We start from the raw sequence: 19,977 nt of genomic DNA on the forward strand, positions 1-19,977 counted from the left end.
ACAATGTAAAGCAAAGCTATTAATTCATCTACTATCATTCTTAAATCGGACATAACGTGTATAATTTCGATATATGGTGTAATCTTAACTTTTTTGCTAGTTAAACCATTTCTATTTTTGAAATTATAATTATAAATTTTTACTTTTTCACATATTGAAATCAAAGTATCATTGAGATAATCTAATCTGTCAAATATAAATAAAACCTTATTACTCAAATTTCCCCAATATTCAGAAGCTGAAAATTCAGGAATATCATCTGCATAAATTTCTTTAGTACTATCTCTGTATATTTCAAATTGTATCATATTACAATATTTTTTTAAATTTGAGCTCATACAAAATTACTCAAAAGTAAATTCTGAAGATTTAAAAGTTGAATTAATCCTAAAATTGAAGCCGAAAATTGAAAAAAACATCGCTCAACAGACCTTCCAATTTAAAGCACCATAAAGTTTTCAATAACTTTGAGTTCTATTTTACCTTTGAAAAAATGAAAAACATACTAATCTTTGCCTTAATTTTTAATCTTTTATCTTGCAAAGCACAAGAATTTGAAAAAGTAATTATTTTGAAAAGTGAGGGTTTGTTTTTGTCAATGCAAAGATTGTGGGTTTGAGTGTGAGGCTTTCACTAAAGGTTATTTTAAATTTTAGAAAGCAGAAGTTTGCTTAATGATAAGGATAACTAATAATTACAATACCTGAGCCTCCCGATCCACCATTTTTTGAATAGTCTCCTGTTCCGCCTCCGCCACCGCCTGTATTTGGAGTGCCTGAAACTCCATTCGTTGGAGGTACATTAATACCGCTATTTCCTCCTCCACCTAAACCACCTAATGCTCCATTCCATGCACCACCGCCGCAACAAGTAAAAATTCCACCACCTCCACCACCACTATAATATGTAGCTACACCCGAGATTGCATAGGACAAACCAATTCCCCCAACACCTGAGGCACTTCCAGTACCATTTGCTCCAACAGCACCGGCACCTCCACCTCCACCGGGATAATAGGGTGTCATATTTATTCCATTATTGTTTCCTCCTTTATTGCCTTGACCGGCAGTTCCATTTCCACCTAAATATACCGTTGTATTTCCGCAAGAAGCACCACCGCCACCCGAACCACCAGCTAGTCCATTTGAGCATAAGAAAGCACCTCCACCACCGCCTATTGCAGTTAACGTTGAAAACACAGAATTCCCTCCATTCATACCCGCAGAATAAGTTGGACTACCAATTCCACCATTACCACCAGATCCGACAGTTACTCCATAGGATGTAACAGCTACCGGAAATGAAGCATTATAAATTAATCCACCTGCACCGCCACCGCCGGTTCCGCCACCGCCACCGCCTGCTACTACTAATATTTTAATATTTTCTGCACATCCTGGAGTAAAAGTGCCTGAAGTAAGAAAGGTATGAATTGTATTTCCTCCAACGTGAGTTATAATTCCACCAGTTCCATCAACACATGAACTACAAGCTGTAGTTGTGACATTTATTGTATTTGAATTGGCACTAGTACCACACGAATTATTAGCTCTGATTCTGTAGTAATAGGTAGTATTACAAGTCAATCCTAAAACATTAAAGGTATTTACATTACCTACATTCAAATTATTATATCCTGGAACATAAGATGAGAAATTTGAAACCGTAGAAACATCTAAATAATATGAATTTGCTCCTGCACTGGAATTCCAATTTGCTGTGAAACCCGTTGCTAAAATACCGGACGCATTTGTGGCTGCAAAAGCTCCCGGTAATTGACATCCGCAACCTAAACTAACCCATTGGCCTGTTGCAGCAAACATTTCTAAACAATCAGTCGTACTGTTGTAGATTAATAGTGAAATTACCGGTGATAGTATGGCATTTCGTTGTGCTGTAGTTAACCTAGGAATAACTAAACCGGAATTTGACGAAGTAATGTCTAATTGAGCCGATGGATTTGGGTTTGTTGTTCCAATACCCACTTGAGCAACAGAAAATTGAATACAAATGATGGCTAGTAATAAAAGGGTGTATTTAGTTTTCATACGGGAACTGTCGCTGATGGAAACATTTGACTGTTTCATTTCGAGTTCGAAATTAACATTTTAGGTTTATTCAATCTGCTGGTAATGAATTCTTAAGCGAATCTTAAGCGAATCTTAAGATTCCATTCGGCTGTGTAATGATGTTAAAGAGGTTGGGGTTGAAGGACATTGATTTCGAATTTTTGATGGGATTATCGGGGTAAAAAAGGCTCGTTGAGCGGTTTATTTTGTTTGAAATACGGGCACATTAAAGACTGTGGTTTGGGGGTATGCCTAAATTATTCCTAAGACGTATTGTCCTTCCCTCAATTTTAGTAATTTTGACAAAAAAAATTTACTCTTGAGAATCTTTTTATTTGTTCTTTTTATCTCCTTTCCGTTTTTGCAGGCAAACGCCCAAAAGAACAAGGAAATCTTTGTGGAATACTCTGAATTTTTTGATGTAGATGAAAACCTCTATCCGGATGCTATTTTGCTGACCGGGAATGTGAGAGTGAGCCATGAAGGAGCCATTTTATATTGCAACAAGGCCTATTTATTTAAAAAAGAAAACTACCTCAAAGCATTTGGCGACGTTCGCATGGTTCAAGGCGATACGATAACGATGACAAGCACTTATGCTGAATATAATGGTGAGAACAAACAAGCCTATGCGTCCGGTAACGTTGTTATGACTTCGCCCAGTTCTACTTTAAAATCGGAAATTTTAAATTTTGACAGAAATACACAACAAGCCTATTATAAAACCGGCGGCACCATCAATGACAAAGAAAATGTGTTAACCAGCCAAGCGGGAACGTATGTTGTACAAAAAAAAATGTATCAATTTAGAAATGCGGTAACCATTACAAATCCAAAATCAGTAATCAAAACCAATCATTTAGATTACTATGAAAATGTAGGTCATGCCTATCTTTTTGGAGCATCGACCATCACCAGTAAAGAGAATTTTATTTATACTGAGAAAGGTTTTTATGATACTAAAAAGAATTTAGCTCATTTTGTCAAAAACTCCTATATCAAATATAATAATCGATTAATTGAAGGCGATAGTTTGTATTATGATCGTAATCGTGAATTTGCCTCTGCTACCAGAAATGTAAAAGTAACCGACTCCATCAATAACAGTATTGTGAAAGGCCATTATGGTGAGGTTTATAAAGCAAAAGATTCCTTGATGATGACCAAAAGAGCGGTTGCTATGACTTTAGTAGAAAAAGACACGCTCTACATTCATGGAAAAAAATTAGTCGTAACCGGAAAACCGGAGGAACGAGTGATTCGAGGTTATACGAATGTTCGCTTTTATAAAACAGACATGAGTGGGAAATGTGATTCACTCCATTCCTCTGAAAAAACCGGTTTGACAAAACTCATTGGCAATCCGGTGATGTGGAATTATGACAATCAAATGACCGGCGATATCATGCATTTGATTTCTAATAAAGAAACAGAAAAATTAGATTCGTTAAAAGTGCTCAACAATACTTTTATTGCCTCAAAAGATACCATTGGCTCCGGCTACAATCAGGTAAAGGGACAAAATTTATATGGTAAATTTCGTGACAATAAACTCTATGAGGTAGATGTTGTTAAAAACACCGAAGTTATTTATTATATGCGGAATGATGAACAGGAACTCATTGGTATTAACAAAAGTGCAAGCAGTAGCATTAACATGACTTTAGACGGTAATCAAATTGATACCATCACCTTTTTTACACAAGTGGATGGTGAAATATATCCTGAAAAAGATTTGCCTGAAAATGCCCGAAAACTACGTGGCTTTATTTGGCGTGGCGAGGAGCGAATAAAATCAAAAGAAGACATTTTTCCGCCGGAAGAAAATGAATATGATGAAAAAATGAAACAGGAAACTAAAGTTGAAGCAGAAAAAGAAAATGTTCCAATGGATGTTCGCCAAGAATCATTAGAAGTAGAAGAAAAGAAAAAAGACAGTTAGCAATGTTGCGGGTTGCGAGTTGCGAGTTGAAAGTTTACTAGTAACCTGCAACTCGCAACTCGCAACCCGCAACTCGCAACCCTAAAAATGAAAGAAGATTTTCTAAAATACCAAGCTCAAACCTCTCCCTACCCTCTTGCCATGGAAGTTTCCTATGCAAAAGGTTCTTATATTTTTGACACAAAAGGAAAAAAATATTTAGATTTTGTAGCCGGCGTTTCAGCCTGTAGTTTAGGGCATCAACATCCGAGAGTAAATCAAGCCATTAAAGACCAATTGGACAAATATTCACATGTTATGGTGTATGGCGAATATGCTCAACATCCTGCCGTTGAATTTTGCAAACTGTTGGCAGAAAATATGCCTGAACCGCTGAATAAAACCTATTTAGTAAACTCAGGAACCGAAGCCACGGAAGGAGCCTTGAAATTGGCCAGAAGAGTCACGGGACGCAGTCATTTGGTTTCTTGTCACAATGCTTATCACGGCAACACGATGGGGTCTATGAGTGTGATGGGATTTGAAGAACGAAAACAAGTATTTAGACCATTACTTCCCGATGTGGACTTCATCACGTTTAATAACGAAGAAGACATTCAAAAAATAACAACCAAAACAGCAGGTGTTATTTTGGAGAGCATTCAGGGAGGAGCCGGATTTATTCAACCGGAAAACGGCTTTTTACGAAAAATAAAAGAACGCTGTGATGAAGTTGGAGCACTTTTAATCATAGACGAAATACAACCCGGTTTCGGAAGAACCGGAAAATTATTCGGATTTGAAAACTATGAAGTAGTTCCCGATATCGTGATTATGGGTAAAGGAATGGGCGGCGGAATGCCCGTTGGTGCCTTTACAGCAAAAGCAGAATACATGGATTTACTGAGTAATAATCCGAAATTAGGACATATTACGACCTTTGGCGGACATCCTGTCATTGCGGCAGCTTGTTTAGCTACCTTGCGGGAGGTCACGGAAACCAACCTTATTCCGCAAACCTTAGTGAAAGAAAAACTGTTTCGTGAACTTTTGGTACACCCTTTGATACAAGAAGTAAGAGGAAAAGGACTCATGTTAGCGGCAATGGTTGAAACACCCGAAATTACAAATGAAGTAATTTTCAAATGCCAAGACAAGGGATTAATTCTATTCTGGTTACTTTTTGAAGGTAGGGCGATTAGAATCACTCCTCCCCTCACGATATCAGAAGAAGAAATTCGAGAAGGTTGTGCGATTATGTTAGAAGCTTTGGATGAATTGGCAATGGGTTAAATGAAAAAGGTCTTTAAATCATAGAAACCTTTATCAATTTCTAATCACCATTTACCTCAAAAAAAGTTGTTAATTAAATTGTTTACAACAATTCGCGGATAAAATTGAAAAAAGCTATTCCTTTCCTATTTTTATTGTAGGATAATTTTAAAAAATCGAGTATGCATTTAAGTCACGAAGAAGACGATTATAACATATCCTTATCGAAATTTGAATCGATGCTCAAAACTAATAAAGTTTTGTTTTTTGATTCAGAAGAGTTTGAAGAAATTATTCTTCATTACCTCGATATGGGAAAAGCATCTCTGGCTAAAAAAGCCCTGAAATTAGCTCTTGAACAACATCCGAAATCTACCGGTTTAAAATTGGTACAAATCGAAATGTTGATTTATGACGACAAGCTCGAAATTGCCGAAAAAATGCTTAACGAGTTGTATGCCATTGAACCACACAATGAAGAAATATTCATTCAAAAAGCGAATATTTATTCCAAACGTGACCAACACGAAAAAGCCATTGAAGAATTAGAAAAAGCACTAAAATTTACCGATGATTTTGCTGATGTCTATAATTTAATGGGAATGGAATATCTCTTTATGGATAATTTAGAGTTAGCAAAATACAATTTTATAAAATGTTTAGAAGTTGACATCGAGGACCAATCTGCCTTATATAATGTAGTTTATTGTTTTGAATTTTTAGACCAACAAAAGGAAGCTATTGATTATTTAGAAAATTATATTGAGAAAAATCCCTTCAGTGAAATTGCCTGGCATCAACAAGGTCGATTAAGTTACAGCATCAAAAACTATGAAAATGCTTTGCGTTGTTTTGATTATGCTACCTTGATTGATGACGAATTTATTGGAGCCTTCATGGAAAAGGGTAAATCACTCGAAAAACTCAAACGGTTTGAAGAAGCCATTGAAGCTTTTCAACGAACCATTGAATTAGAAGATCCAACCTCCTATGCTTTATTACGCATCGGGAAATGTTATGAAAAATTAGGCAACAAAGCTGAAGCCATCAAATATTACAACAAAACTGTTCATGAAGATCCTTTGTTAGACAAAGGTTGGATAGCAATTACCGATTTTTACATCCGTTTAAAAAATTATCAAAAAGCCTTATTTTATGTCAACAAAGCATTGGCCATTGATAATGAAAATCAGTTGTATTGGAAACGGTATGCAACCATTAACCGCCAAATGAATTTTTATGAAGAAGCTGAATTTGGTTACCGAAAAGCAGTAGAATTTGGTGATTATCAATTAGACACCTGGTTATTTTGGGTAGATATTTTGCAGTTTTTAGGTGAATTTGACAGTGCTATCCAAACCTTAGTGCAAGCAGCAGAATATTTCCCTGAGCAATATGAAGTAGAATACCGTTTGGCCGGAATGTATTATATGTTACAGCAAAACGAAAAAGGTAAAATTCATTTGAATAACGGTTTACGGATAAATGCTAAAAACAGAACCGTTTTACAAGAATTATTTCCGGTAGTTTGGGATAGAAAAATTGTTCAAAATGTAATTACCAAACATTTAAAATCTTAGCATAATTTCCAACATACTTTTAAAAATTTTCCCTAATTTGCGTTCCGTTTCCAAAAGCGGAACGCTTTTTTTATGAGAAAATTTTTTCCTGATTACTTTCTAATTACTCTTAAAGGATTAGCCATGGGTGCTGCCGATGTAGTGCCGGGTGTTTCCGGTGGAACAATTGCTTTTATCTCAGGTATCTATCAAGAACTGATTGATACAATTAACAAAGTAGATTTTACCTTTTTCTCCTCTTGGAAAAAAAACGGATTTAAAATTGCTTGGCAACAAATCAATGGAAGTTTTTTGTTGGCCTTACTTTCCGGAATTTTCATTAGTATTTTGACTTTTTCAAAAATCATCACGCATTTATTAGCCACACAACCCATCATGGTGTGGTCATTTTTCTTTGGATTGGTGATTGCCAGCATCTTTTTTGTGGGGAAACAAATTGATAAATTTTCAATAGGCTCAATTTCCTTTTTTATACTTGGAACTGTGCTTTCTTATTATATCACGATTGCAGAACCGGTGGCCTCACCTGATAGTTATCCGTATTTATTCTTATCGGGATTTATTGCAATTATTGCGATGATATTACCGGGAATCTCGGGAGCTTTTATTTTGGTATTAATGGGCTCCTATAGTGTTGTTATTGGAACCATTAATATTTTTAGAGAAGCCTTACTAACGTTTAATATAGAACTTTTAGTTCAGTCGATTCTAAAATTAGGAACCTTTGCTATCGGTGCAATTCTTGGACTGAAATTGTTTTCAAAAGTATTACATTGGATGTTTGATCATCATAGAAATACCACGATGGCATTGCTAACCGGATTTATGCTAGGCTCTTTAAACAAAGTCTGGCCATGGAAAAAAGTATTATCTACCCGAATCGACTCTCATGGAAACGAAGTGGCTTTTATGGAAAAAAGCATACTACCTCAAAATTTTGAAGGTGACAACCTATTATTGGTTGCCATACTTTTGATGATTGCCGGATTTTTAACTATTTTTATCGTAGAAAAAGTAGGAGCAAAATTTTCGAAATAAGAAAAGATTTTGGCTGAAGAATGAACAAAAACAAATTAAATGGATTTTCTTGATTTACTGATAAAATTTTTATCGCAGCCGGATCAGATTCTTTCAAAGCTAATTGAAAAATATGATAGTTGGATTTATGCTATTTTATTTTTCCTGGTCTTTGCCGAAACAGGATTAATTGTGATGTCATTTTTAATGCCTTTTTTACCCGGTGATGCACTGATTTTTGCCATTGGAATGATTGCAGCACGCGGAGAATTAGATATTGTTATCGTTGTTCCGCTTTTAATTTTTGCAGCCTTATTAGGCGATAATTTAAATTATTATGTAGGGAAGCGGTTTGGGACTTTTATCTTAAATAGTGAAAAAACATTTATTATCAGAAAAAGCCATATTCTTAGAGCCCAGCAATTTTTTGATAAACACGGGAAAAACTCAATAATTATGGCTCGTTTTATTCCGGTAGTTCGAACAATAGTGCCATTTTTGAGCGGAGCGACCAATGTTCCTTATAAAACCTTTTTAAAATTCAGTTTTTTTGGAGCTTTTCTTTGGGTTGCTGCCATTAGTTTATTGGGTTATTTTTTAGGACAAATTGATTATGTAAAAGAGCATTTAGAAAAGTTTATCATCCTCATCATAATTGTAGCAAACATTCCATTAATCAAACAGTTTTTACCCCGAAAGAAAGTGAAAAATGAATAAATTATTTGGTCTTATCGGAAAAAATATCGGTTATTCCTTTTCAAAAAAATACTTTACGGAAAAGTTTGAAAAAGAACAACTGAGCGACTGTTCCTACGAAAATTTTGATTTATCAGCGATTTCACAATTTCCAAAATTATTGAGAGAAAATCCAACGTTAAGTGGATTAAACATCACTATTCCATATAAAGAAAAAATAATACCCTATTTAGACAAACTTTCAAAAAATGCTCATAAAATCGGGGCTGTTAATTGTATTAAATTTACAAAAAACGGGAAATTAAAAGGATACAATACCGACTATTACGGATTTAAAAAATCAATCCTACCGTTGTTACAACCTCATCATCAAAAAGCACTAATCTTAGGCACCGGTGGAGCTTCAAAAGCCGTAGCATTTGCTTTAGAAGAATTAGGGATTTTATACACCTTTGTTTCCAGAAGTAAAAAAGAAAATGCTCTAGATTACAAATACATCAATGCCACCACCTTTGATAATTATCAGCTCATTATAAATTGTACTCCACTGGGAACTCATCCCAACATAGAAGAATGTCCGCCAATTCCATATGACTACTTCACACCGGAACATATTGCTTATGATTTAATTTACAATCCTGAAGAAACCCTTTTTTTAAAACACGCTAAATCAAAAGGTGCAGTTACAAAAAATGGCTATGAAATGCTCGTTTTGCAAGCTGAAAAAGGTTGGAAAATTTGGAATAAAAAGAGTATTTCTACCTTTAGAAGTACTGATACTGCCATTTAAAATAGTAAAACTTCATTTTAAATACCGCAATTAAAGTTATAAATGGTTTGATTTCTTTGAATTTTGCCTAGTGTTTAGTATCTTTCGCCTCTATAATATGAACCTTACACATTTTTACAATGTTAGAAGAAAAGAATGATAACCTGTCGCCAATTGAAAATGAGACAGACGGAAACCAAGAAAACGTTTCACAAAACGATATTCAAGAAGTAATTGAAATTACTTATGACGCTCAACCGATTGTAGATGAGTCAGTTGAAACCGTTAAAGAAATGAATTCTGAAACTACAGTTAATGAGGTTACGGAAGCAATGGAAGCAACAGAATCATCAGAACTTGATGAGGTTGTTCTTGATGCGAATGAAGTCGTAGAAGAAGAAGCGGTTACTACAATTTCAGCTCAAGAACTTGCAGACGATTCTCCAATGTCAGAAAATGGACATCAAATAGCTTTGAATGCTATCGATGAATCGAATGCAGAAGAAAGTGAAGATGAAACGCTAAAGGAACGTCACAACATACCTATGTTAGAATATGCTTCCTTATCGATGGACGCATTGGTTGATGAATTGGAAAAACTGACAGCGGTTGAAAAAGTGATGTCTGTAAAAGAACATGTAGAAGAAATTAAAAAAGAATTTCTAGCAAAATACCATCATTTTATTGAAGAAAAGAAAGATGAATTTAAAGCTGAAAATCCTGATTCAACAGAAGACTTTGAGTATCATTTGCCTTTAAAATCAAAATTTGATACCTTATACAAGCAATTAAAAGGAAAGCAGAATGCTCACTTTAAAAGCTTGCAAAACAATTTAAATGCCAATCTTGATCGCCGACTAGCCATTGTAGAGGAAATAAAAAACCTAATCAATCCGCAAGAAAACATTAAGGATACTTTGAAAATTTTTAATGAATTACGAGAAGAATGGCGTACAATTGGACCAATTCCAAGAGACAAATACAATCATGTTTGGAATAATTATCATTTTCATGTTGAAAATTTCTATGATTATTTACACTTAGACCGTGAGGCAAGAGACTTAGATTTCAAACATAATTTGGAGTTAAAACAAAAAATTATTGCCCGAGTTGAAGAATTGGTAAATGAAGTTGATATTACCAAAGCTTTTAGAGAGCTTCAAGATTTACACCGCATTTGGAAAGAAGAAATAGGTCCGGTTGATCGTGAACACCGCGAAGAAATTTGGAATCAGTTTAGTGCCTTAACAAAACAAATGCACGATAAACGAGAAGGTTTATTTGCAAATCAACGTGAAAAAGAAACTGCTAATTTAGAAAAGAAAAAAGAAATCATCGCTGAAATTGAAAAGCTAGCTACGGAAGAAGTTACAGCACATTCGCAATGGCAAGGGTTGATTGAAAAAGTGGAAGCTTTACGCAATGCCTTCTTTTCTGCCGGTAAAGTTCCATCAGAAATAAATGAAGCTACTTGGGCTGAATTCAAAACAGCCGTTCGTAACTTTAATTCACACAAAAATGCCTTTTATAAAGACATTAAAAAAGAACAAAATGACAACTTAAGCAAAAAAATGGCTTTAGTTGAAAAGGCAAAATCACTTAGTGTCAGTGAAGACTTTGCAGCCACAACACCATTAATGAAACAAATTCAGGAAGAGTGGAAACAAATTGGTCATGTGCCCAGAAAATATTCTGATAAGGTTTGGAAAGAATTTAAAGATGCCTGCAATCAATTTTTTGACCGAATGAAAGCTACACGTAATGAAGCTAATTCAGAAGAAATTGAAGCATTTGACAAGAAAAAAGCCTATTTAGATGCCTTGAAAGATTTCCAATTAACAGGAGAACATAAAGCAGATTTAGAGGCTATCAAAGCTCACATAGAGCAATGGAAATCATTTGGAAAAGTTCCTTTTTCGAGAAGACATGTGGAAGGAAAATTCAATAAAATATTAGATGCCTTATTTGAAAAATTAAGCTTGAGCAAAAAAGATGGCGACATGATGCGTTTCTCGAATAAGCTTGAGCAATTGTCAGGTTCCGATGATCACCGAAAACTCGAAAGTGAAAAAATATTTATCATCAGAAAAATTGAAGAAGTACAATCGGAAATTTTCCAATTAGAAAACAATATTCAATTTTTTACTCATGCTAAAAAAGATAATCCTTTGGTAAAAGAAGTTTTCAAAAATATTGAAAAACACAAAGATGAATTGAAAACCTGGAAAGATAAATTGAAACAATTGAGAAATTTAAAACAAGAATAAATTTCATTTAAATTGAATATAAAACCATGCTCAAACAGCATGGTTTTTTTTATGAATAAAATAACAATTTAATGCAAACTAAACAATACTTTTGTTACGTGAAATGGTTAAAAAATAGTGCCCTATTAGCAAGTTTGTTAATGTTATTTCTTTTCGGGTTGCAATCTCAAGCTACTCCTAAAGAAAAAAGCATTGATACTGAACAACGCTTGCAGTCGGTAGAAACAATTAAATCGGTTGGAACTTTTCAATCAGTTGCAGAAAGTCAAATTCAATTTGTTGTTAAAGAAAACACAACAACGTATTCGAAACATTTTCAATTTTTATTTGAAAAACAAGTTACATTTTTACCTACTAAATTTCGAACTTTTCTTTCAAGACAAGACCACAATCGATGTGAAAAAGTCTCGAAAAACCTCTTTCCCTTTCATTTTTTCTGGTAATTGAACTTCTTTGTTCGAACAAAGTCAACTTGCTTTAAGAATTTCTTAAAAGCAACTATTCAATTATAACAAAAAATTAAAAAAAAAATGGAAACTTCCACCACACTTATTGGGTTATTTTTAATCCTACTTACTGCATTGCCTATTTTCTTATTACTTCGTACGCAACATAAAAATAAATCTAAAATAGAAACAATTTTAAAACAATTTAATCAAGGAAACTCAAAAGAATTTAGCTTAAGAGAATCATTAAACAATAAAGTAATCGCATTTAATGAAATGAAGAAAAAGCTTGTTTTAATTGATTTGAATGTCAAACCAGAAATTGTTACTTATGTTGATTTAAATGAAATAAGTAACAGTAAAATTATTCGAGAAATTGAGCACTTTGATGGTTCTAAAAGCAAGAAAGAATTTATTACCAAAGTTGAGATAATGCTACACAACAACAAAAATCAAAAAGATGAAACTTTGAAATTCTATGATTATGAATATGAAAAACCTATTCAATTAAATTATTTTAGAGACAATCAACTGGCTGAAAAATGGTTAGAGATTATAAATAAAACCATTTAATTAAAAAAAAGAGACTCTTAAGGAGTCTCTTTTTTTTGTATGACAATTATCATTTTTATTTTAAGTCTTCCCTTATACCTTTGAATAGTATTTTAGCTTTGATTGAAAAAAGTTAAGTTGGAAATACATTCAAATAAATCTTAACTTTTGCAGTAAAATAAATACAATAATGTCACTTATTCAAAAATATAACGTTCCGGGGCCAAGATATACTAGTTATCCAACTGTGCCTTATTGGGATGAACCCCATTTTTCATTATCAAAATGGAAAGAAACATTACAACAATCATTTTTAGAGAGCAATGCCGCAGAAGGCATCAGTTTATATATTCATTTACCCTTTTGTGAAAGTTTATGCACTTTTTGCGGATGCAACAAACGAATCACAAAACGACATGATGTAGAGCATCCCTATATTGAAGCTCTTTTAAAAGAATGGGAATTATATTGTGAATTATTACCAAAGAAACCAATTATAAAAGAAATCCATTTAGGAGGAGGTACCCCAACTTTTTTCTCACCTGAAAATCTGGAACGATTGATTAATGGTTTGTTTGAAAACGCTGTTAGACATGAAGAGCATGAATTTAGTTTTGAAGGACATCCCAACAATACCACACGAGTACATTTACAAAAATTATATGATTTAGGGTTTCGCAGAGTGAGCTTTGGAGTACAAGATTATTCAGAAACCGTGCAAAAAGCCATCCATAGAATACAACCATTTCACAATGTGGCGAAAGTTACTTTTTGGGCAAGAGAAATTGGATATACCTCCATTGGACACGATTTAATTTTTGGCTTACCCTTTCAAAAAGTTGAAGATGTGCTTGACACTATTGATAAATCAAATTCCTTACAGCCGGATCGATTGGCTTTTTACAGCTATGCTCACGTGCCTTGGATAAAAGGAAATGGTCAACGTGGCTTTAATGATGAAGATTTACCGAAAGATGATGAAAAAAGATTGCTTTATGAAGTAGGTAAAAAACACCTTTCTGAAAAAGGCTATCATGAAATTGGAATGGACCATTTTGCTTTAGCCACAGACAGTTTATATCATTCTTTTAAAGATGGAAATTTACATCGCAACTTCATGGGTTATACCTCATCTAAAACACAAGTAATGATAGGGTTAGGAGTTTCTTCAATAAGTGATAGTTGGTACAGTTTTGCTCAGAACGTTAAAACATTAGAAGAATATTATGATCTTTTAGCTCAAAATGAATTACCAATTTTCAGAGGTCACATATTAACATCTGAAGATTTAATTATCCGTAAACACATTTTAAATTTAATGTGCCAATTCCACACGACTTGGGCTGAATATGGAACCTATTTTTCTGAAATACCGGAAGTTTTGGGACGATTAGAAGAAATGAAAAACGATGGTTTGGTTCAAATCACCGAAAATGCCATTACAGTAACCGAAAAAGGAAAAGCGTTTGTTCGCAATATTTGTATGGCATTTGATTTACGAATGACACGCAATATTCCCGATACACAATTGTTTTCGATGACGGTTTAATCACTATTTTTTTAGTTTGATTATAGAATAAATATAAAAACGCCCAAATTTTCATTTGGGCGTTTTGTTTAAAGAAATATATTCAACTAAAAACTATACTTCCACAGCTTCTTTTGCAAAATCAGCTACTAATTTATTTTGAATTTCATAAGGAACACTTTCATAATGATCAAATTCCATAGCAATTCTGGCACGACCTTGCGATAACGAACGTAAATCACCGGTAAACTCATGCATTTCAGCAATTGGTATTTGAGCTTTGATTATGGTAAAATGACCTTCTGAATCCATTCCTTCCACCATAGAACGATGAGATTGAATGGTACTCATTATCGAACCTGTAATTTCTTCAGGAGCTGTAACGGTGACTTTATAAATGGGTTCTAATAATTGTGGATTGGCATTAACAAAATTTTCTTTAAAGGCCATCATTCCGGCAATTTTAAAGGACAAATCATTACTGTCTACTGGATGCATTTTTCCATCATACACAATTACACGAACATCCTGAACATGTGAACCCGTTAATGGACCTTCTTGCATTTTTTCCATAATTCCTTTTAGTATTGAAGGATGGAAACGGGCATCAATAGCTCCTCCCACAATACAATTATAGTAAACTAATTTTCCTCCCCAAGCCAATTCAATTTCTTCTTTTCCACGAATAGAAACTCCGGTTGGTTCAGGCATTCCATCATACCAAGGTTCAATTTTCATGGATATTTCACCAAATTGTCCTGCACCACCTGATTGTTTTTTATGTCTGTAAACGGTATCAGCTCCACCTTGAATGGTTTCACGGTAGGCTACTTTTGGTTTTTGAAAACGAACCGATAATTTATGGGCATTTTCTAATTTCCATTTGATAACCGCAAGATGTAGTTCCCCTTGACAATGAATTAACGTTTGTCTTAATTCAGCAGAAACTTCAACTCTTATGGATGGATCTTCTTCCACTAATTGATGTAAAGCAGATGATAATTTTTCCTCTTCGCCTTTTTTGGTTCCTTCCACAGCAATTGTGTAGGTAGGATTAGGGAACTGAATGGGAGTAATTTCAATCGGAAATCCTTTTTCATGTAAGGTATTATTGGTATGTGTATTTTTCAACTTTTGAGTTGCTCCAATATCACCGGCAACTAATTCATCTACCGGGATTCGTTTATTCCCTTCCATTTCGAATAGTTGAGTAATCCGCTCAATTTGCCCGGTATTTTCATTAGTTAGATCATCTCCTACTTTAATTTTACCGGAGAGAACTTTGAAGAAACTCAAATCGCCAACGTGTGGTTCAGAAACTGTTTTGTAAACAAAAATAGCTTTGTTTCCTTTTTCAGAGCAATTAATTTCTTCACCGGCAATTGTTTTTTGCTTTGGCATTTCAAAGGCAGATGGACAAACATTATCAATGAATCCCATCAATCTGCCGGCTCCCATATTCAATTTTGCAGAAACACAAAATACAGGAAACAATTCGTGTTTAATTAAGGAATGATGCAAACCTGATTTCATTTCATCTTCACTTAACTCTCCTTTTTCAAAATATTGTTCCATCAGATTTTCATCATTTCCGGCAATAGTTTCAATAAGTTCTTGATGCAATTGGTTTGCTTTTTCTTTTTCAGCATCCGGAATAGCTAATTTTTCGGGTTTTCCACCAGCTTTGGAATATTTATACATCACCATGTTCAACACATCAATCACGGCATCAAAGTTTAATCCTTGATTAATAGGGTATTGAACAACCACTACTTGGTTTCCAAAATGTTCTTTCGCTTCAGCAATAGTTTTATCGAAATCTGATTTATCATTATCTAAATGATTCACGGCTAATAGCATAGGCAATTTGTAATCATTGGTGTATTGCCAAATAATGTCCGTTCCAACTTCAACTCCCATTCTTGAATTGAGCAGCATCAAACCACAGTCAGCTACTCGCATCGCACTAATTATCTCACCGGATAAATCATCATAACCGGGTGTGTCTAAAATATTAATTTTGAATCCTCTCCATTTAGAATTCATTAATTTTGAAAAAAGTGTTTTACCCTTTTCATGCTCCATATCGGAGTAATCTCCCACTGTGTTTTGATCTTCAATTGAACCTCTTCGGTTGATAATTCCTGCTTCAAAAAGCATTGACTCAGCCAAAGTGGTCTTACCGCTTCCGGTATGTCCCAACAGTACTACATTTTTTACATGATTGCTATCGAAATTTGCCATAATATAGTTTTTTAGAATTATTTCAATATCAAATTTCGAAATATATTATGAGAATAAATATGATAATAATCAGTTAAAGGGAGTTTATGTTAAACTAATTTTTGATTATCAGTAATTACTCATAATTGATAAAAATCATTTTTATTGAAATAAAAAGCTATAAATTTATTTAGTTTTACAGTAAATTTTCAGAGTTAAGAATCTTATAGACTTCACTTTAAAGAAAAAAGAGATAAGCAGGGAGTTTAATCTGCAACTACTTTTTCATACCTTATAACATCACAAGGACCTTCATTAAGACAAGAAAGTCTTAGCTCATTTTCTGTTAACAAAGTTATTTTAGAACTACCATTATTATTAATCCCATTTGGGTTTGGATTATAATTAAAATTAAGTATATTGCTATTAACCACAGAAAATGTTCCTGTGTATTGATAGTTTTGTAGTAAATGAATAAAAGTATTATCACTATTATAGGTAATAATATCTCCATTTTCGTAAGCCATATAAAGTGGCATGTCATTTTCATCAAAGACATCATGAATATAAATTCCTTTGAACTGCCACGAACCTATTAATTCTTCAGGCACGGATGTTTCTTCTGTTGTTTCATTTTTTGAACAACCTATTAATATTGTTATCAATAAAAGTATTAAAATATTTTTTTTCATGATTTCATGTTATTATTCTGCTATTTATCCATAATTACTTATAATTGATAAAAAATCATTTTATTTTATAAAAAAGGCTATAAATTTATTCAGTTTTATAGCAAATTTTGAGAGTGAAGAATCTTGTAGACTTCACTTTAATTAAAAAAATCTGCTAAAGCAGATTTTAAATTATATAAATTATAAACAAACATCAATTATGACAATCCGGATTGGCTTGAACGACCAAACTTGTTGTGTTTGGTGAAATATACGGAATATCAAGTCCCATGCCTCTGACAATAAATAAACTTCCAATGAGTATTACAACAATGGGTATTAATTTTCGAATACGGTTTCGAACCGGAACTGTGATGAAATTAGAAAGTAATACCACAGCACTCATCATAGGAATAGTACCAATTCCGTATAAAACCATATAAGCAACACCTAAAAGCTCACTTTGCATAGCAATAGCTCCGAAAAGAGCCGCATAAACCAATCCGCATGGAAGAAACCCATTTAATAATCCGATGGTAAATAAGGCATCGGGAGATTTTCGTTTGAATTGGGCACCTAAATGACTTTTAACTTTAGAAATTAATTTATAAATTGGTTTTGAAAAATTATACTGAGCTAATTTCTTCTCCGGAACAATAACAAATATAATCATCATGATTCCCACGAAAATGGATAATTTTTGTTGAAATCCGGCTAAGAAAAGTCCTTTCCCAAGAATACCGAAGAACAAACCCAACATACCATAAGCTGTTAATCGACCTAAATGATAGAGTAAAATTTGAAGAACTTTTTTTGTTTGATTACTTCTATCAATAGGAAGCATCATGGCAATCGGACCACACATCCCAATGCAATGAAAACTACTTATTAATCCAAAAAGTAATGCGGTGTAAAGCATGAAGTTAAGGGTTATAGGTTGCGGGTTGCGGGTTACGGGTTATAGATTACTTACCTTTTTACCCTTTACCTTTTCCCCATTACCATTTAAAAATATATTGTTTTTTTGTTTAGAAAATCTTTTCCATCATAAGACCAATCCAAAGAAATGTCCCAGCGACCGCCAACCAAATTACTTTTAGGTATGAGCAAATGTGGACCGGATAAAGAAATTGGAACTTCAAAATCCAGCTTTTGGTTAGACGGTCTATACAGGGACACTTTTCCGGTAACTTTTGTTAAATCTAAATCGGATGGAAAAGTTATATTTATTCCTTCTTCTGAGGTGCTTATACTAATTTTTTCAGTCATATCAATTGCATTTTGCTCTTTTGTCATTTGGTTTTCAAATTTGAGCTCTTGCTTATAATATTCTTCTACTACTAATTCATTGTCATATTGACTATCTGATTGTACTTTGAAAACAAAATACAAGATGAAGGTTATGAATAATGCAAATGCAATGACGATTCCGGTTCCCCAATTTATTTTCATTTTTTTATTTTTTTTTATTTTACATCAAACTTAAATCAGAAAACAGTTATCTAAAACAAAGATTATTAATTAAAACTTCTTGGTCCCATAAAGTTTGTGGTGGCCGTTTCAATAATTTCATCTCCATTATGAACTTCAATATCAATTTTAATTTTATCGCCTTCTAGATAAGCAGGATTAATTTCAATAAAAATAGTTCCTTTAGCTTGACCTTCTTTTGGAACAATTATTTCATGATTTCCAACTAAAATTATTTTTCCGGTAGGATGAACTAATTTGAAAGTAACGTGATTAAATTCTCTTGATGTTTTATTGATGATTTTATAAGTATAAACATTACTGATATTCTCTCCTTTATGTTCAAATAATTGCCCCGGTAAGCGTAAAATTGTGGCTTCAACATCATTTCGCAAAAATAGCATTCCTATCAATAATCCGATTAGAATAGCTAATACAGCCGTATAACCTTTCATGCGAGTTGTGAATTGAAATTTCTCTTTTTTTACAATTTCATCTTCACTGGCATAACGAATTAAGCCTTTTGGCAAACCTACACTTTCCATGATGGTATCACATTCGTCTATACAGGCAGTACAATTAACACATTCCAATTGAGTTCCGTTTCTAATATCTATTCCGGTTGGACAAACATGGACACATAGTTTACAATCAATGCAATCTCCTTTTCCGGTAGCTGCTCTGTCTTCTTGCTTGTTAAATTTGGCACGTCCTAACTCCTTTTCACCACGAACATGGTCATAAGCCACATTTATGGATTTATTATCTAATAACACTCCTTGCATTCTTCCATATGGACAGGCAATAATACAAACTTGTTCTCTGAACCAAGCAAATACAAAATAGAAAACAGCCGTAAAAATCAACAAGGCTATTAATGTACTTGTATGTAAAGCAGGCCCTTCTTTAATCATAAGTAACAACTTATCGCTACTAACTAAGTAGGCTAAAAACACATTGGCAATCAAAAAAGAAAAGATGAAAAACACAATCCATTTAGTCACTCTTTTACGAATCTTCTCTGCATTCCACTCTTGTTTTTGTAACCGTATTTGAGCTCCCCTATCTCCGTCTATCCAATACTCGATGCGACGAAAAACCATTTCCATAAAAATAGTTTGTGGGCAAAACCATCCGCAAAAAATTCGTCCGAAAGCAACTGTAAATAAAGCCAAACCAACTACTCCAATAATCATGGAAACCACAAATAAATGAAAATCTTGTGGCCAAAAAGGGAAACTGAAAATATTAAATCGTCTTTCTAAAACATTAAACATCAAGAACTGATGTCCGTTTATTTTAATAAAAGGTGCTGATAACAAAAAGGCTAACAAGAAATAACTCAAGAGCTTTCTTTTATCATAAAAAGGACCTTTGGGTTTCTTTGGGAATACCCAAGCACGTTTTCCTTCTTTATTAATAGTTCCAATACTATCTCTGAAACTTTCTTCTGGCAATGTTGACATTGAAATGGTATTTAATTTGCAAATCCCGAC

At 33.6% G+C, this 19,977-nt stretch carries 17 protein-coding genes; 10 read left to right on the forward strand and 7 right to left on the reverse strand.

Annotated elements, in window-relative coordinates; all coding sequences use genetic code 11:
• A partial coding sequence (locus C0512_RS09030; protein WP_290860767.1) for a hypothetical protein occupies positions 1-308 on the reverse strand: 308 nt, incomplete at its 3' end.
• A 363-nt stretch (positions 309-671) separates the two neighbouring features.
• The gene (locus tag C0512_RS09035; RefSeq protein ID WP_290860768.1) at positions 672-2,087 is read right to left on the reverse strand and encodes a fibronectin type III domain-containing protein; all 1,416 of its coding nucleotides are present in this window, start codon (positions 2,085-2,087) and stop codon (positions 672-674) included.
• A 307-nt stretch (positions 2,088-2,394) separates the two neighbouring features.
• Between C0512_RS09035 and C0512_RS09040 the strand changes: the two genes are divergently transcribed.
• The 10 genes from C0512_RS09040 (at position 2,395) to hemN (ending at position 14,138) form a co-directional block, all read left to right on the forward strand.
• Positions 2,395-4,011: an OstA-like protein gene (locus C0512_RS09040; RefSeq protein WP_290860817.1), complete on the forward strand. Its 1,617-nt coding sequence runs from the start codon at positions 2,395-2,397 to the stop codon at positions 4,009-4,011.
• An 87-nt stretch (positions 4,012-4,098) separates the two neighbouring features.
• Positions 4,099-5,283 (forward strand): aspartate aminotransferase family protein, encoded by a 1,185-nt coding sequence (locus C0512_RS09045; RefSeq protein ID WP_290860769.1) that lies wholly within the window; start codon positions 4,099-4,101, stop codon positions 5,281-5,283.
• A 161-nt stretch (positions 5,284-5,444) separates the two neighbouring features.
• Positions 5,445-6,842 carry a tetratricopeptide repeat protein gene (locus tag C0512_RS09050; protein WP_290860770.1) on the forward strand — a complete coding sequence of 466 codons (1,398 nt, stop codon included), beginning with the start codon at positions 5,445-5,447 and terminating at the stop codon, positions 6,840-6,842.
• A gap of 72 nt (positions 6,843-6,914) precedes the next feature.
• Positions 6,915-7,880 carry a DUF368 domain-containing protein gene (locus tag C0512_RS09055; protein WP_290860771.1) on the forward strand — a complete coding sequence of 322 codons (966 nt, stop codon included), beginning with the start codon at positions 6,915-6,917 and terminating at the stop codon, positions 7,878-7,880.
• 39 nt (positions 7,881-7,919) lie between these two features.
• Positions 7,920-8,576 (forward strand): VTT domain-containing protein, encoded by a 657-nt coding sequence (locus C0512_RS09060; RefSeq protein ID WP_290860772.1) that lies wholly within the window; start codon positions 7,920-7,922, stop codon positions 8,574-8,576.
• Positions 8,569-9,345, forward strand: a complete 777-nt coding sequence (locus tag C0512_RS09065) for a shikimate dehydrogenase (RefSeq protein WP_290860773.1) — start codon at positions 8,569-8,571, stop codon at positions 9,343-9,345. The genes C0512_RS09060 and C0512_RS09065 overlap by 8 nt, the downstream gene beginning before the upstream one ends.
• A 425-nt stretch (positions 9,346-9,770) precedes the next feature.
• Positions 9,771-11,591, forward strand: a complete 1,821-nt coding sequence (locus C0512_RS09070; protein WP_290860819.1) for a DUF349 domain-containing protein — start codon at positions 9,771-9,773, stop codon at positions 11,589-11,591.
• A gap of 71 nt (positions 11,592-11,662) precedes the next feature.
• On the forward strand, positions 11,663-12,034 hold the full coding sequence (locus C0512_RS09075; RefSeq protein ID WP_290860774.1) for a hypothetical protein: 372 nt from the start codon (positions 11,663-11,665) through the stop codon (positions 12,032-12,034).
• A gap of 87 nt (positions 12,035-12,121) precedes the next feature.
• Positions 12,122-12,610, forward strand: coding sequence for a hypothetical protein (locus C0512_RS09080; RefSeq protein ID WP_290860775.1), 489 nt, complete (start codon positions 12,122-12,124; stop codon positions 12,608-12,610).
• 169 nt (positions 12,611-12,779) lie between these two features.
• On the forward strand, positions 12,780-14,138 hold the full coding sequence (gene hemN / locus C0512_RS09085) for an oxygen-independent coproporphyrinogen III oxidase (RefSeq protein ID WP_290860777.1): 1,359 nt from the start codon (positions 12,780-12,782) through the stop codon (positions 14,136-14,138).
• Positions 14,139-14,231: 93 nt separating this feature from the next.
• Here the strand turns inward: hemN and C0512_RS09090 are convergent, their stop codons facing one another.
• The 5 genes from C0512_RS09090 to ccoG form a co-directional block, all read right to left on the reverse strand.
• Complete coding sequence (locus C0512_RS09090; protein WP_290860778.1) at positions 14,232-16,361, reverse strand: translation factor GTPase family protein; 2,130 nt, start codon at positions 16,359-16,361, stop codon at positions 14,232-14,234.
• 245 nt (positions 16,362-16,606) lie between these two features.
• The gene (locus tag C0512_RS09095; protein ID WP_290860780.1) at positions 16,607-17,032 is read right to left on the reverse strand and encodes a hypothetical protein; all 426 of its coding nucleotides are present in this window, start codon (positions 17,030-17,032) and stop codon (positions 16,607-16,609) included.
• Positions 17,033-17,225: 193 nt separating this feature from the next.
• On the reverse strand, positions 17,226-17,930 hold the full coding sequence (locus tag C0512_RS09100; RefSeq protein ID WP_290860782.1) for a sulfite exporter TauE/SafE family protein: 705 nt from the start codon (positions 17,928-17,930) through the stop codon (positions 17,226-17,228).
• Between the two features lie 86 nt (positions 17,931-18,016).
• Entirely contained in the window at positions 18,017-18,463 is a 447-nt protein-coding gene (locus tag C0512_RS09105; RefSeq protein ID WP_290860784.1) for a FixH family protein, read from the reverse strand.
• A 65-nt stretch (positions 18,464-18,528) separates the two neighbouring features.
• A complete protein-coding gene (ccoG, locus tag C0512_RS09110; protein WP_290860786.1) occupies positions 18,529-19,947 on the reverse strand; it encodes a cytochrome c oxidase accessory protein CcoG in 1,419 nt (472 codons plus the stop codon).
• Between the last annotated feature and the right edge of the window lie 30 nt (positions 19,948-19,977).

The sequence above is a fragment of the Flavobacterium sp. genome, from assembly GCF_013822155.1.
Lineage (GTDB): Bacteria > Bacteroidota > Bacteroidia > Flavobacteriales > Flavobacteriaceae > Flavobacterium.

What these genes read in the sequence shown, in the direction of transcription:
- C0512_RS09060 (WP_290860772.1), top strand. Translation starts at nt 7,920, where the DNA reads ATGGATTTTCTTGATTTACTGATAAAATTTTTATCGCAGCCGGATCAG.
- C0512_RS09100 (WP_290860782.1), bottom strand. Translation starts at nt 17,930, where the DNA reads ATGCTTTACACCGCATTACTTTTTGGATTAATAAGTAGTTTTCATTGC.
- ccoG (WP_290860786.1), bottom strand. Translation starts at nt 19,947, where the DNA reads ATGTCAACATTGCCAGAAGAAAGTTTCAGAGATAGTATTGGAACTATT.
- C0512_RS09090 (WP_290860778.1), bottom strand. Translation starts at nt 16,361, where the DNA reads ATGGCAAATTTCGATAGCAATCATGTAAAAAATGTAGTACTGTTGGGA.
- C0512_RS09045 (WP_290860769.1), top strand. Translation starts at nt 4,099, where the DNA reads ATGAAAGAAGATTTTCTAAAATACCAAGCTCAAACCTCTCCCTACCCT.
- C0512_RS09080 (WP_290860775.1), top strand. Translation starts at nt 12,122, where the DNA reads ATGGAAACTTCCACCACACTTATTGGGTTATTTTTAATCCTACTTACT.
- C0512_RS09035 (WP_290860768.1), bottom strand. Translation starts at nt 2,087, where the DNA reads ATGAAACAGTCAAATGTTTCCATCAGCGACAGTTCCCGTATGAAAACT.
- C0512_RS09055 (WP_290860771.1), top strand. Translation starts at nt 6,915, where the DNA reads ATGAGAAAATTTTTTCCTGATTACTTTCTAATTACTCTTAAAGGATTA.
- C0512_RS09075 (WP_290860774.1), top strand. Translation starts at nt 11,663, where the DNA reads ATGCAAACTAAACAATACTTTTGTTACGTGAAATGGTTAAAAAATAGT.
- C0512_RS09105 (WP_290860784.1), bottom strand. Translation starts at nt 18,463, where the DNA reads ATGAAAATAAATTGGGGAACCGGAATCGTCATTGCATTTGCATTATTC.
- C0512_RS09065 (WP_290860773.1), top strand. Translation starts at nt 8,569, where the DNA reads ATGAATAAATTATTTGGTCTTATCGGAAAAAATATCGGTTATTCCTTT.
- C0512_RS09070 (WP_290860819.1), top strand. Translation starts at nt 9,771, where the DNA reads ATGTCAGAAAATGGACATCAAATAGCTTTGAATGCTATCGATGAATCG.
- C0512_RS09095 (WP_290860780.1), bottom strand. Translation starts at nt 17,032, where the DNA reads ATGAAAAAAAATATTTTAATACTTTTATTGATAACAATATTAATAGGT.
- hemN (WP_290860777.1), top strand. Translation starts at nt 12,780, where the DNA reads ATGTCACTTATTCAAAAATATAACGTTCCGGGGCCAAGATATACTAGT.
- C0512_RS09050 (WP_290860770.1), top strand. Translation starts at nt 5,445, where the DNA reads ATGCATTTAAGTCACGAAGAAGACGATTATAACATATCCTTATCGAAA.